We start from the raw sequence: 13,812 nt of genomic DNA on the forward strand, positions 1-13,812 counted from the left end.
CATAACAAGCTGCTTGTCTGGTGATCAACCTAATCGGGGTAATTTGATTAAGGATCAACGGATATGACCGAGACAGCATTTATTAATTACGTGAATCAATTTGGTGAGCATCAAAAACGTTCTATGTTCGGAGGTATTGGCCTCTTTCAAAATGACGCTATGTTCGCTTTATTGAGTGAAGGTTGTTTATTCATTAGAGGTGGAAAATCATTAGATAAAAAACTGACCGATCTTGATTGTGAAAAGTATCGTCATGTAAAGAAGCAGACAACAGCAACCGTAAACTATTACGACATTACGGATCTGTTTACCTGTGAACATCCTGAATTGGATAGTATTATTCGTACTTCAATCGATAATTCAATTCAGCAGCGTAGCTTCAAGAAGTCATCAGCTAGCCGTAGATTAAGAGATCTACCAAACATGCAGCTTACGTTAGAGCGCATGGTTAAAAAGGCGGGTGTGGATGATGTTTCAATGTTTATGCAGTTGGGCGCATCTGAAGTGTTTAATAAGGTTCGCGAAGCGTACGGAAACGATGTTGACCTAAAACTACTTTGGAAATTTGCGGGTGCAATTGATGGTATTCACTGGAAACTATTACAAGAGCCACGCAAGCAGCAATTACTAAAGAGCTGCCACTAAAGAAGTTTACCTTATATGCTTAAGATTACTGTTAATAAATAAAAACCGAGGAATGTCCTCGGTTTTTTTGTTTCTGTCTTAGCCGGATTTCTTAAAAGACTAAGTATCAAAAGGCTAAGTGCTCATAGATAGCTTATTTGCTAGGGCTTGAGCTTTAAGTATTAGTACTTGAAGCGAGCAGTGAACATAAGTTGGTCACCGTAGAAGTCGTTAATACGAGCTTCAGCACCTAAAGAGAAAAGCTCTGTAGAGTGGAAACGCGCGTAAACAGAACCTGTCCAATCATCGTTGTCATCGATAGAAACGTAACCACCTTTACCACCAACTTCTAGTTGTGGACCAAGCCATTGGCGAACACCAATGTTGATTTCCATACCGATATCAGTAGAGCTTGAGTTCTCAGGTTGAACGATACGAGCTAGCATTTCACCTGTTAGGTCTGCCCAGTTGTTTAATGGAGCGTGGAAACCAAGACCTACAGCTGAGTCGTAATCGCTTTCAAATTCTGAATCGATACGTGCTATAGCGTGAGCGTTCGGGTGAATGGACTTACTGAACGCACCACCAAATGTTACTGGGCTAGCACCGATACGTGCTTCAAAGTAATCATAGTTAAAGTTGCTCATTACCTGTGGTTGTTCATCAACAGCTAGTGCTTGACCAGAAGCCAATAGCATAGCGGTAGTAAGTAGAATTTTGCGCATAACGACCGTAAACCTATATTAGTGTTAATTCCTTTGGTTTGAGACAAATCGGCAAACCATAAACATTGAGACAGTTTAATCTAACTCACGGAAAAGTAATCCTTTAAAATGTAAAACCTTACTCATTTAGTTAAAAAACAAGCAAATTAAGGATCAGTATGTAACGGAGATCTCATGTTTAGGGCGAATGAGAAAAATAGACGAGCGAATTATCCAAAATTTGTATACATTCGGAAGGTTTTTATATCGGATGACGCTATTCTCAGTATCCATTAACCAATCAGTGCTATTCACCAAAACTGGTGCGTTTATCCGCCATTGAAGTCAGTATGCGCTCGGTATCTAAGATGGAAGTCCAGTTTAGCAATTGCTTGTCGTTGGCAATGACATAGTCAGTCAATTGTTGAGTAATCGTGTCTCTCAGTTGATCGCCTTGCCAAGGTTTTGAAATATAGAAATCAAGTGCAGCGTTGTTAATGGCCGTGACGGTATCTTCCAGCCCAGCTTGCCCTGTGAGCAGCAGCTTACGTGTTGGTTTCGTCGCGTCGTGTTGGTTGAGTTCGATCAGAAAATCGATGCCGGTCTTTTCTGGCATGATGTGGTCGCACAAGATTAACGCGAGCTTAATACCATCTTGTCCCATTTCTTTGATTACTTGCTTGGCTTCATCGACCGACTCTGCACCTTCAACCAGAAAGTTCTCTTCAAATATCGCCAAGTCCTGAAGGACACTATTGAGAACTTCAGGTTCATCATCGACACATAAAATTAGGTACTTATTCATGAGGTGCTCCTTCTTGTTTGAATGGAAGCCACACTTGCATGTTTGTATGGCTGCCTACCTCTGACTCCACCAAAATAAACCCTTGATGAGCCGAAACGATTTGTTGAGAAATGGATAACCCAATCCCTAAACCAAAGTTGCCTTCTTTTTTAGTCGTGAAATTTGGGTTGAAAATGGTGTTGATGTCTTCTTTGGCAATGCCGTGGCCAGTATCGGAGATTTGCACCACAAGAAACGCGTCGTCGCCTTTTGTCTGTTGAGAAGTGGTGATGGTCACTTTTCCTCGTTCAGATAGGGCATCGAGCGCATTGGAGATAAGGTTGGTCCACACTTGTTGCAGCGAGAGCGACTGGCACAATAAAGGCGGTAAGTCGGTATCGTAATGCTTTTCGAGTTGGTGGTGTTTAAGCCTGTTTTCGAAGATCACTAAGGTATCTTCAAGCCCTTCGTGGATATCTGTGTAGTGGCGAACTTCTTCATCTTCTCTAGCATAGCTTTTTAAGCTTTTGACCATATCGGCAATACGCTTGCTGCACACTTGAATTGAGCGGATAGAGTTTCCAACATAATGGTAATGCTCTAAGTCATTGAGCAGCTCTTTGCCTGCGACAGGGGACGCCTTTAATGTGTTTAGAACCGTAGAGTCTTGGCTTAGGTTTAGTCTCACGGCTTTTTTTGCTAAAGCACGGTCATTAATCGTCGACGTAAGATGCTTTACGAGCTGTCTTTCTTGGGCTGTTGATAGTGGCTTAGCTAACTTTGAATGTGCCAGTACGTCAGTCCCTTTATTGGACTCTGGAACGGATAGGTTTGCCAATATTTGGTCGAGATGGTCTGACAGAGTTTCGATGCTTCTTAATATGGCAGCAATCGGGTTATTCAGCTCATGTGCGACTCCCGCGACTAGCTGCCCGAGCATCGCCATTTTCTCTTTCTCGATCAGTTGTTGATGTGCAGACTCTAATGATTCTAGTGTCTGCTGCAGTTTGATCTTATTGGTGATGCTGCGTTGCAAACGTCGATTAAAATGACGGAGCAATAGATTGGTAAATAAAGGCAGCAGGGTATTGTTTGAATGCATCACCTGAGCAAAGCTATCTTTATCCAGTTTGATAACGCGAGTCTGCGTTAGGGTGATCGCCGTAGAAAACGAAGGCTCGCCTGTTACAAATGACATCCCGCCAACAATGTTCCCTTTGGAGTGACGTACCACTTCCCGCTGTTGCCCAAGTTCATCTTTCTTATAAAGAGCTGCTTCACCCTCAATGATCAGCCATAAAAAGCGATTGTCTTCGCCTTCCACAGTGAGTAGATGCTCGGGGGAATAGTCACGAATGGCCTTAGTTTTGTCATCTTTTGAAAACACATCTTGTAAGGCACTGACGACACGTTCTGCAAGGGCATTATCAGAAAGCTGGTGGTAGTCGTGAATGAAACCCGATTGGAAAGAGTGAATCTTTTGCTCAATGTGCGCTCTGAGTAAGCGTTGTTGATCCAATGCATCGCTGTAAGAGAGCAGGTTTTCTGAGTCGTATTGGATAACAAAAGAGGTCAGCTCTTTTTGCGCTGATTTGAACAGAACCTGATCTTGAACCGGTTTGGTTAAACAGTGGTTGAGCCTACCTTCATTCACAGCGGTTAAAATGGATTGAATGTCTGACGAAGCGCTGACTAATATCGTTCTTGCGGTATTACTATGGGGCAGCTGTTGAAGTTCAATCAGGAATTGCACGCCATTAAATTCAGAATGATGATGAGTGATCACCAAGGCAACGGTTTGGTTGTGATCATGAATATCTTCTAATGCGTGATGTGCGTCTTCTATGTTCTCGGCAGTATAAATATCGAATACAGAAGCCAACGGAGCCAGCTCCGAACGTATTCTTTCAATGCTAACCGGATTATTGTCCAAACAGATAACAGCGTATTGATTCACAGCTCAACCTTAATAGTAGCGACGTCTCTAGCCTAGCAAGAACCGCCGAATAAGGATGAGAGCTAGCCGTTAATTTATTGAGGCAATCGAAGTATCGAGCAATAGACTGATTTAACTCAATGTTTCTTGTTTGCTACTGATGGGGTAGACTAAAAAAAACAGACACGTGTAGAAAGAGAACTCATGGAACAGTTAAGAAAAATTGGTGCAATTGGCGGAGCAATCTCATTGGCACTATGTTGGCCTTTAGCGGTTGGCCAAATTGGACAAAATGCTATTACTGACGGTGTTGCAAAGCTTAACAATTCAAGCATTCAAGCTGAGATCGTGGAATACGATAGAGGTTACTTGTCTTCCAACGTAACCACTCGTTTAACTGTGACGGATGAAAACCTGAAAGAGCAACTTGCGATTGATGGGTTGCCGAGTGAGTTTGTCATAAATAGTGCGGTTAGCCATGGTTTGGTGAGTCTAAATGCACTGTCGACGTTTGAGAATACCGATATTCTGCCTTTAACTCTGACCACTAGTACTGAGCTAAACGGCAACACTGACTTTAACTTTGAGTTAAGCCAGTTCAATCACCAAGGTTCTGATGAGAATGGGACTTCGGTCTCGATCACTAAATCGAATCTTTCTGGCCATGCGACTGTTTTAGGCCAAGTTGATTACGAGCTTTCAATCCCTTCAGTTCAAATTGATTTTGAAACCGGTGAAGAGGTAACGCTGTCTAATCTGAAAGGTGTGGGTTCAGGCCAACAAGCGAAAGGCTACTGGTTAGGTACTCAGAATTTTACTATCGATAGCTTCTTGGTTTCAGATTCTGCAATGCAGCCTTTCATGACCATTGAAAATTCTAAGTACGATTTTGAATCACATCTAGATGAAGCAACTAAGCGTCTGCGCAGCAACCTCAAGCTGGATATCGCAAACATCGAGACCAGCGAAGGCCAGTTGAACAACCTAAACGTCGATTTTGAAATGTCGAAGTTGGATAGCGAGTCGTTTGAGAAAATCTTTGAGATTTACCAATCTAATCCTGTGATGACGCAAGAAGACGTTGCAGAGATCATTCCATTTATCGATATCCTGTTTGCTAAAGGTTTCGACCTTTCAATGAACAACATGTCGTTAGAGTTAGGTAAGGGACAGTTCGAATCTAAGTGGTTGGTGAGCGTGCCGGAAGGGACCGAAAACATCAGCAGCAACCCTTCGATGATCATGCCTGCATTAACGGGCAACGTTCACTCTAGCTTCTCAAATGAACTTGTTGAAGAGTATCCATTCATCCGTGAAGGTATCGATGAATTGCTTGTGATGGAAATGATCAAGGAAACAGACAGTGGTTATGAAATCAGCGCTGACTTAGAAAATGGAAACCTAGTGTTCGAAAATGGACAAGAAATTCCATTAATCGCTCTACTTATGCCGGTTTTGGTTCAATAAACAGAGCAGGCGTGAATACTGATAGGGTGATTTAGCAGGTTAAGCTTAAACATTTTATACGGTACAAAACAAAAGAGGTCTTAAGACCTCTTTTGTTGTTTTTATGTTGGGTAAAACATGGTATTACTTGCATAGTTATTATTTAGCAGGAGCAATCATCCCCATGGAACTTACATTAGATAACGTATTCAACTTCAGTGCTGGCCCAGCTGCACTGCCTAAACCGGTAATGAAACAAGCGCAAGCGGACTTTATTGATTGGAATGGTTTAGGGACTTCCGTGATGGAAATCAGCCATCGCAGCAAGGAATTTATTCAAGTTGCTGACGAGTCCGAACAGGACCTACGTGATCTTCTGAACATCCCAGACAACTACAAAGTTCTTTTCTGTCAGGGGGGCGCTCGTGCTCAATTCGCTGCTGTTCCTCTAAACCTTTTAGGTGATGCGACGAAAGCGACTTACATTGATGCGGGTTACTGGGCAGAAAGTGCAGTGACTGAAGCGAGCAAATATTGCGAAATCGATGTATTCAACGCGAAGACGTCAATTGATGGTAAAGCAGCGGTTGTTCCAGCTAAAGATTGGAAAATTGACCCGGAAGCTGCGTATGTACATTTCTGTCCGAATGAAACCATCGATGGTATTGAAATCAGCGAGCTTCCTCAAACGGATAAGCCAATCGTAGCGGATATGTCATCTAACATTCTGTCTCGTAAGATTGATGTGTCTCAGTACGGTGTTATCTACGCGGGCGCGCAAAAGAATATCGGCCCTGCGGGTATCTGCATTGCAATCGTACGTGATGATCTACTCGAACTCGCAAACGACGTGTTGCCGAGTATTCTGAACTACAAAGTACTTGCTGAAAAAGACTCAATGTTCAACACACCACCAACCTACGCTTGGTACCTATCAGGCCTTGTGTTCAAGTGGCTGAAAGCTCAAGGTGGCGTTGAAGCGATGGAGTTGGTGAACAAAGAGAAAGCAGCGCTGCTTTACGATGCAATCGATAGCTCAGCTTTCTACAAAAACGATGTTCACACTGCAAACCGTTCTAGAATGAACGTGCCGTTCCAACTGGCGAAACCTGAGTTAGATGGCAAGTTCCTAGAATTGGCTGATGCTGCAGGTCTGAAATCACTGAAAGGCCATAGAGCAGTAGGTGGAATGAGAGCTTCACTTTACAACGCAATGTCTCTGGAAGGCGTTCAAGCGCTGGTTAGCTTCATGAAAGATTTCGAAGAGAAATACGCTTAATCGATGATAGGGCTTTGACTGATAAATTGCTTATTTGATTTTTATTGTGTCGAATGCACCGAACGAGATAGATGCCGCTTTTGCGGCATTTTTTTTGTCGTTAATAATAAAGGGTATGGTATGTTGATTTATTGTAAGAACAGTCATCCAGAGATATGACGGATGTATCAGAATGAGCAGACCTTTCTCTTAAAGCGAGAGTATCAACTGTTATTTAGGCACTTTTTACTATATAACGTGTCGCCCAAAGCTAGGTCTCTAATCATGAGCAGTGAGCGATAAGCCGCATCGCCCGGTTTATTGATGGGCGATTAAAATCCAACGTCTAATTTTTACCACAAGGAACCAAGTGTGAGGTTATTGAGTCTATTTGCGATGCTATTTCCGGCCGTTGCTTGTTCGTCCACACTTGAAATATGGGCTGGTATTAATTATGAAACGGCCGATTATGTAAAAGAACATATCGAAGCGATGACTGATCATCGTGTAGAAATTCGTTCGTTTGACGTCAACAGTATTCGTTCTGAACTGCTTGTTGCTGATCCTAGAGACAATACCTTTCCCGACGCCATCTGGGTTCCTTCTGACTTCTTAGGTCTAACTGAATATATCGATTTAGCGACGCTTCCTGATGCTTGGGTCGATACCCAACGCTATGAGAAAAAAGCGCTCGATGCAGTGGTCATCAACGGTGAGCTTAAGGCGTTACCGGTTGGTATTGGAAACCAAGTCGTTCTGTATTCGAGCAAGCCTCAAGCGCAAGTCGTGACATGGGAGAGCCTAATTGAACGCTCTGCTCAGTCCGATCAAGTGAGCGTGCTTTTTCCCAATCCAAACATGTACTTCTATCTAGCTTTCTATCAGCTTTTTTCTGAAGACTTATTATCGTCGAAGAATGTTAATGGTGAAGGGTTAGTTGCTATCTTTGATTTCATCGACATGTTGCAGCAGAAAAAAGTCATCGAATCATCGTGCAGCGATATTTGCGCGAGGCAGAGGTTCATCAATGGGGAAGTCGAGTTTTTGATTGACGGTGATTGGGCGTTCAGCGAACTCGATGCCGCCTTTGGTCGAGATTTGTACATCAATTCGTTGCCGACCTATCGTGGTGAAAGTATGTCTTCATTTAGTGGCGCAAAGGTTTTTGCTGTCACGGAAAAAGGCATGCAAAACCCAGATAAGAAATTGGCTTTGAAAGAAGTCGTTCAATACCTGCAATCAAACAGTTTCACCTCTTTAGCTCACTCGAGTGCCATGGTTTCGCCGTTTTATGAGGTTAATCAACGCCGTGTTGAGGAAGGTAACCAGACACTTTCAAATATGTACGATGAGTTTCAAGCATCGCAAATGATGTCGAGTGACTACAAGATGGCGATCGTTTGGGAGGCATCGGCTCGGGCGTATCAGCGTTACAAGTCAGGGATGCCAAAGAGTGAACTGCATAAATTTTACAATGATTTTGTTCAATATTACTCGGCGAATATGAGGGTAAGAGATTGAAGCTATCATTAAAATACACCATGGGCTTGGTGTTGCTGGCTTGCTCAATGCTTCCTGTTTACCTAGCGGGACAGTTGATTCTCAATAAACAAAACCAAAGTTCTTTAGAGCAAAAAGAAACCAAGCTGGACAACTCTACGACCGGTATTCGTCAAACCGTACAAGAGCAAATTAAGCTGACGGCGAGCCTAACTCAATGGTATTCGCATGACCGATCATTGATTAAAGCGGGTGGTAATATCTTTTTCTCGAGTGTTATTTGGGACAAGATGGATAGCTTCAATGCGCTAGCGGAGAGTGTGTCCGCGACTTATATTCTGGACCAAAACTGGAAGCCCATTTATGACAGCAAAGGCAGCTTGTACCATTTTGAGCAGAGCCAGTTATTAGAAAGCTTGAAGCGTCCTCAATCGGTTTATGGGCAAGGGAAATTGTTCCACACCGAGTTTACCGAAACTGAAGTGGCGGATAATGCCGCTACAGGTATCGTTTTTGTCGCGCCGATTTTACCTTATCGTTTGATAGAAGGTTCTACATACACGCCGCAGGGTTATCTTGTGGTTCTTATGGGGTATGACAGACTTAAGACTAAAGTGACGCCTTTCCTTTATCAAAATGAGTCGGTTGAGTTTAACTATATTGATTCAACGGATGCTCAATCTTCTGAACAAAGTGCGAACATTATCTCTATCGACAGCACATTCTTTACCGACAAATTGGTACTGAACGTCAAACATCATATTTCCGACAGTGAGCGTTTATTAGAGATGCAACAAGCTCAGGTGGTCTTTGTCAGAATATTGGTGGCGACGCTTGCCATCTCGATTGTGTTTGCTCTGTTCCTAAGCCGCTGGTTCTCAGGGCAGTTAAACTTGTTGGCTGAATCTGTTACGTCGTATTCGCATAACCAGTCACCGACTCATAGTGTGGATGAACATCGTTTTACAGAGTTCGTCACGCTGAGTCGTTTATTGGAAACCTTGTGGGGTCGCATACAATACCAAGTCCGTGAGCTTACCGAAAGTAACGATAAACTCGAAAGATTTAATGTTCAGCTAGAGGACTTAGTCGAAGAGAAAACCAGCAAGTTAACTAATTCGCTCGCGCGTGAAGAATCCCAGAAGCATCGTATTTTGAAGATCGTTCAGTTTGCATCATCAAGACACGCGGCTGAATATCGGTTGATTCCTCAAATGGTCGATCAAGAGTTAAAGACATTACTTGTTCAACATTCGATTCAGTTTCATTTTAACCGGACTGGCGAGGCTGACCTGATACTCTGTGACTCACAGGGGACGGCGATCGGGTATTTTTGTTCAAGTTCATTTGATGTCCTCAGTGAAGAAGATCTTCTGATTTTTGACATGTACCAAAAACAGTTAGCTGGTTGGCTAGAGCTCGAAAATATTACACGGATTAACATGCCGACTGGCTGTTTGAATCGTAAAGCTTTTAATGAAGATCTCGAATTCAGTAAACGCAGCATTAACGACAATCAAAATCAGATTTCTTTGATCATTATTGATATCAATGGCTTGAAAACGACCAATGATGTTCATGGGCATGAGATCGGGGATGAGCTGATACAGCGCTGCGTAGACGTAATCAGCCACGAATTGACACCTGCCAGTAATCTATACCGTTTGGGTGGAGATGAATTTGCGGTGCTTACCTTAACGTCTGGTGAGTCGAGTTCGCTCAATGTCGCAAAGATGACTGAGCAGTTGTACATTGCTCAGGAGCAACAGGCAATCGAGACTAAAGCGGGTATCTCTATTCCTGTCAGATTCTCGATTGGTGCAGCCTCTAGTGATTCAACAGACGTTGAGCAATTGTTCTCAGTCGCTGATGAGAATATGTATCAGCAAAAGCGTCTTTATTACCAAACGTTGTCTGTGGTTGGGAAGTAATAATGCCAATCGCGCTGACAAATAGCGATCACGATTTTCGACGCCCATTAGAGCGGAACTGCTGGGGTGTGACGTTATAATATGTTTAAACGCTTATGGGAAATGCGCTTAGTCGGGCCAACCGTTGCTTAAACACAGACGATAAAAATGAAAAAGCCGACCAATGGAAGTTGATGGGCTTTGTGTTTGTATTTAGCTTACGTAACTCAGCTAGAGCCAGAAACTCTTCAGAGGCATCTCAGAGTCAAAGTGATGAGCAATTTGCGCTTGGAGTAGCTCAGCGGTCGCAATAGCGTCAGTTAATGCATGATGCGGCGTGTAGTCGGGCAGATGGTATCGACGACGACTCTGACCCAGTCTCACTGAAGCTGGCTTCTTACCTTTCAGCTTGTTCCACAAGCCGCCAGCCAGTTTATTTTGGATCTGAGATTCAATCTCCAGCGTGTCGAGGACTGGGAACTCAATGCCTTCACCGAGTCGCACTTTCAATGCATTGTCCAAAAAGTCACGTTCGATACGACGATAGTGAACCACAGGGATATGTCCCGCCATTGATTCTAAGATCTCGCCCAACACTTCGCTAAGGTCTGGCGCATCAATGATGTCATTGTGAGTGATGCCATGAATCACGACAGACTCTTCTTCAAGTTTCTGTTTTGGTCTTAGAGTCCAGTGTTTGGCTTGTCGCAAGTAGATGCGATTGAGCGTAAATGGCACTAAACCAATGGTAATGATGCCGTCTTTGTTTGGGTTTAACCCCGTTGTCTCAAAGTCGACAGCCAAAAACATCACTTCTGAAAGTGGCGTATCAGGCGCAGGAAGAGGCTGGCTATAAAAGTGCTTTAAGCGCTCGTCTCTCGCTCGTTCAAGCTTCTGAGCAAACTTAAATGGCCAATCGACCGCAGGTGATCTGAATAGTTTGTTCATAGGCCCTACTTAAACTTGTTGCTGGCTTGATAACGGAACTTAAGGAAGTTTTGCGCATTACTTAATATTTGGAATGCATCCTTTAGGTTACGTCGTTCGAAGTCAGACAGGTTCTCTGGCTCGATGTTGTTATCAGGCTCGATGTTGTTGTCGACATCGTGTGCTTGGTGGCGAATACGAACCAGAGAGATAAACTCCATCGCATCTTTCAAATCTTGAGCTCGGCCTTTTGGCAGAATACCGGCGTCAATAATGTCATCTAAGCGTTCGAACGAGTTCTTAGAGCGAGACGCTACCGCGAGCGAGTGAACACGAATCAAATCGGCGAGTGGCGCAGTACCACGACGCTTAAGGTTGATAGAGTTGTTGTGACGGCCATCTTTCTCCATCACGAAATCTTTGAAGAAGCCGAGCGGAGGTGTACGGTTGAGTGCGTTACGTGCAAGACACGCCAAGAAGCGATTGTTCTTACGTGCGCGTCGAACAATAAAGCTGTTCAATTGCTCGGCCCATTTCAGACGACCATAAACGCCATCTAAGTCGAAGAAGATTGAAGCATTTAACAGTGCTTTCGGGTTTGGATCATCAATCCAATCGGCAAAGCACTCTTCCCATTGTCGACGAGTCATACGCCACGTTGGGTTAGTCGCCATGATATCGCCAGTACAATACACATAGCCACACTGATCTAAGCCATCACAAATAAAGGTCGACAGCTCCTCAAAGTATTTACCGTGCTTTTTCTCGTCGTAGGTATCATCAAGAATGATTGCGTTATCTTGGTCGGTAACCAGCAGCTGCTCATCACGCCCCATAGAGCCCAGTGCGAGGAAACAGTAAGGAATAGGCGACTTGCCCAATTTCTCTTCGCCCAGTTCGATAATTCGCTGCTTAAAGCTACGACCAATTACCGACATTGCAGTACCCACCATGTGGGCGTTGGCATCTTCGTTAACTAAGCGCACAAAGCTGTCTTTTACTTGCTCGGAAAGCACCTTCAGATCTTCGATACTTTGTTGCTGGAAGATACTACTTACCAATAACAGCGAGTTTTGAGACTCATAACGAACAATATCGGTCGCTTCGATAATACCAATCGGCTTCTTATCTTTAAGCACTGGTAAATGATGCACGTTATAGCGAAGCATGGTCATCATAGCTTCGTATACGTAAGCATTGTGATCGAGAGAGATAACCTCAGGTGTCATTACGCTAGAGACTTCATCCGATGGGTCAAGCCCTTCAGCTAAAACGCGAGTACATAAATCTCGGTCGGTGATGATGCCAATCACGGGTGTTGAGTCATCTTCATCATCTTCAACGATTTCTGGATCAATGATCAGCAGGGAAGAGACATTGTCTTCGGCCATCATAGTCGCGGCTTGTTGTATCGTACGAGTCTTCTCGATCATCGGCGCTTCGCTAGTCAGTAGCGTTTTTACCTTGGATGTCGTTAAGTCGTTAGCGTCGTTGCTGTCTGAGTTGGCTTGGCGCAGTCGCGCGTTGTCTTCTACTTCTACGAAATCTGCAAAGGAGTCGTAGTTGTCGTAGAGCTCTTGGAAAATTGGCTCAGGAATGCAGTAGAGAAGAGTATCTTCGGTCGCTTTTACTGGGAAACGAACCTTGTTGTTGGTCAGTAGACCCATTTGCCCGAACAAGTGGCCTTCATCAAGGCGGTTATAGAGTTCGCCTTTACGACGGTAGACTTCGACTTCGCCACTTCGAACGATGTATAAGTCATGAATTTGATCACCAAAGTGAATGATAGGGGTATCTTGGCGGTAATAAGAAATTTCCACGCTACTGGTCACTTTCGCCAACATCTCCTCAGGGAGTTCTGTGAAAGGGGGGTATTGTGCCAGAAAGTTTTGAATCTCTAATAACTCAGCATCCATAATGATCATCCATTGGTTTGTATGATTTCATGGTACAACATTTGATAATATTTTGCCGTCACAAATCAATCTGTGAGCTAAAACCTTTTTAAAGTCTTATGGATAGACTAACCTTTCAATTAATGGAGTGACAGTTTAAGGATGATAGGAATGTCGAAGTGGAAGCTTAGTTTTGTATCTGCGGTTTTTATGTTTTCTCCAAGTTTGTGGGCGGACACTAACGCGGTGGATATTTTAGATTACGACCATATTTATGCCACGGCGCATTCGGGCAGTTTAAATGAAGATGCAGGCAGTAATAATAACGCCTCGTCGTATGGATTAGGCGTCAGTTACGCGATGACGGATGATTGGTTGTTGCTGGGAGACTACAGCGCACGCTTTATTCACCCTGATGACACCACAACTCGAATTGATACGCTGATGCCAGGTGTTGGTTACCGTTACAGCATTAAGAAAGATTTAGATATAGTGGCTTACTACCTGCTTGGTATCACAAAAGGTAAGGTTGAAGATAATGACACCAACCGAACTGAATCTTCAGACACTGAGTTCATCCAAGGGGTAAAAGCTGAGCTTAACTATGGCTTTGCGAAACGTTGGATAGCTAACGGGAGTGTGCAAGTGAATCGAAGTGACCTGTTTGATGAAGAGGTCTATCACTTAGGTTTACGTTATCTAGTGACCAATAAGTTTGCGATTGGTGGGTCATATCAACATCGAGATGGTGACGGTAAAATTCGTAGCGAGCGTACTCACGAGCTAGGAGTGGAATTTTTCCTAGAGTATTAGCCAGTAACGAAAAGG

11 protein-coding genes are annotated in these 13,812 nt (G+C 43.7%); 6 read left to right on the forward strand and 5 right to left on the reverse strand.

Annotation, left to right across the window (positions count from 1 at the left end; genetic code table 11):
• The first annotated feature begins 63 nt into the window (after positions 1 to 63).
• A complete protein-coding gene (locus AB4329_RS18490) occupies positions 64 to 645 on the forward strand; it encodes a TfoX/Sxy family DNA transformation protein (RefSeq protein ID WP_372138983.1) in 582 nt (193 codons plus the stop codon).
• A 161-nt stretch (positions 646 to 806) separates the two neighbouring features.
• Here the strand turns inward: AB4329_RS18490 and AB4329_RS18495 are convergent, their stop codons facing one another.
• From AB4329_RS18495 to AB4329_RS18505, 3 genes are all read right to left on the reverse strand, one after another.
• Positions 807 to 1,349, reverse strand: coding sequence for a hypothetical protein (locus AB4329_RS18495; RefSeq protein ID WP_017065409.1), 543 nt, complete (start codon positions 1,347 to 1,349; stop codon positions 807 to 809).
• A gap of 286 nt (positions 1,350 to 1,635) precedes the next feature.
• Positions 1,636 to 2,133, reverse strand: coding sequence for a response regulator (locus tag AB4329_RS18500; RefSeq protein WP_017071960.1), 498 nt, complete (start codon positions 2,131 to 2,133; stop codon positions 1,636 to 1,638).
• Entirely contained in the window at positions 2,126 to 4,069 is a 1,944-nt protein-coding gene (locus AB4329_RS18505; RefSeq protein ID WP_017060404.1) for an ATP-binding protein, read from the reverse strand. The genes AB4329_RS18500 and AB4329_RS18505 overlap by 8 nt, the downstream gene beginning before the upstream one ends.
• A gap of 183 nt (positions 4,070 to 4,252) precedes the next feature.
• On the opposite strand from AB4329_RS18505, the gene AB4329_RS18510 reads away from it, so the two are divergent.
• The 4 genes from AB4329_RS18510 to AB4329_RS18525 all read left to right on the forward strand — a co-directional run bounded on the left by AB4329_RS18510 (position 4,253) and on the right by AB4329_RS18525 (position 10,183).
• Positions 4,253 to 5,515 carry a DUF945 family protein gene (locus AB4329_RS18510; RefSeq protein WP_017068763.1) on the forward strand — a complete coding sequence of 421 codons (1,263 nt, stop codon included), beginning with the start codon at positions 4,253 to 4,255 and terminating at the stop codon, positions 5,513 to 5,515.
• A gap of 163 nt (positions 5,516 to 5,678) precedes the next feature.
• Entirely contained in the window at positions 5,679 to 6,773 is a 1,095-nt protein-coding gene (gene serC, locus AB4329_RS18515; RefSeq protein ID WP_017065411.1) for a 3-phosphoserine/phosphohydroxythreonine transaminase, read from the forward strand.
• A 351-nt stretch (positions 6,774 to 7,124) separates the two neighbouring features.
• Positions 7,125 to 8,273 carry an extracellular solute-binding protein gene (locus tag AB4329_RS18520; protein ID WP_372055821.1) on the forward strand — a complete coding sequence of 383 codons (1,149 nt, stop codon included), beginning with the start codon at positions 7,125 to 7,127 and terminating at the stop codon, positions 8,271 to 8,273.
• A gap of 20 nt (positions 8,274 to 8,293) precedes the next feature.
• Positions 8,294 to 10,183 (forward strand): GGDEF domain-containing protein, encoded by a 1,890-nt coding sequence (locus AB4329_RS18525; protein ID WP_102320459.1) that lies wholly within the window; start codon positions 8,294 to 8,296, stop codon positions 10,181 to 10,183.
• A 210-nt stretch (positions 10,184 to 10,393) separates the two neighbouring features.
• Here AB4329_RS18525 and AB4329_RS18530 read toward each other — a convergent pair whose 3' ends face one another.
• Entirely contained in the window at positions 10,394 to 11,110 is a 717-nt protein-coding gene (locus AB4329_RS18530; RefSeq protein WP_017060409.1) for a 3'-5' exonuclease, read from the reverse strand.
• A 5-nt stretch (positions 11,111 to 11,115) separates the two neighbouring features.
• Positions 11,116 to 13,005, reverse strand: coding sequence for a DUF294 nucleotidyltransferase-like domain-containing protein (locus AB4329_RS18535; RefSeq protein ID WP_372138985.1), 1,890 nt, complete (start codon positions 13,003 to 13,005; stop codon positions 11,116 to 11,118).
• A 150-nt stretch (positions 13,006 to 13,155) separates the two neighbouring features.
• On the opposite strand from AB4329_RS18535, the gene AB4329_RS18540 reads away from it, so the two are divergent.
• Positions 13,156 to 13,797, forward strand: a complete 642-nt coding sequence (locus AB4329_RS18540) for an outer membrane beta-barrel protein (protein ID WP_372138986.1) — start codon at positions 13,156 to 13,158, stop codon at positions 13,795 to 13,797.
• Positions 13,798 to 13,812 lie beyond the last annotated feature (15 nt).

It is taken from the genome of Vibrio sp. 10N.261.54.A5 (assembly GCF_041471145.1).
Lineage (GTDB): Bacteria > Pseudomonadota > Gammaproteobacteria > Enterobacterales > Vibrionaceae > Vibrio > Vibrio crassostreae_C.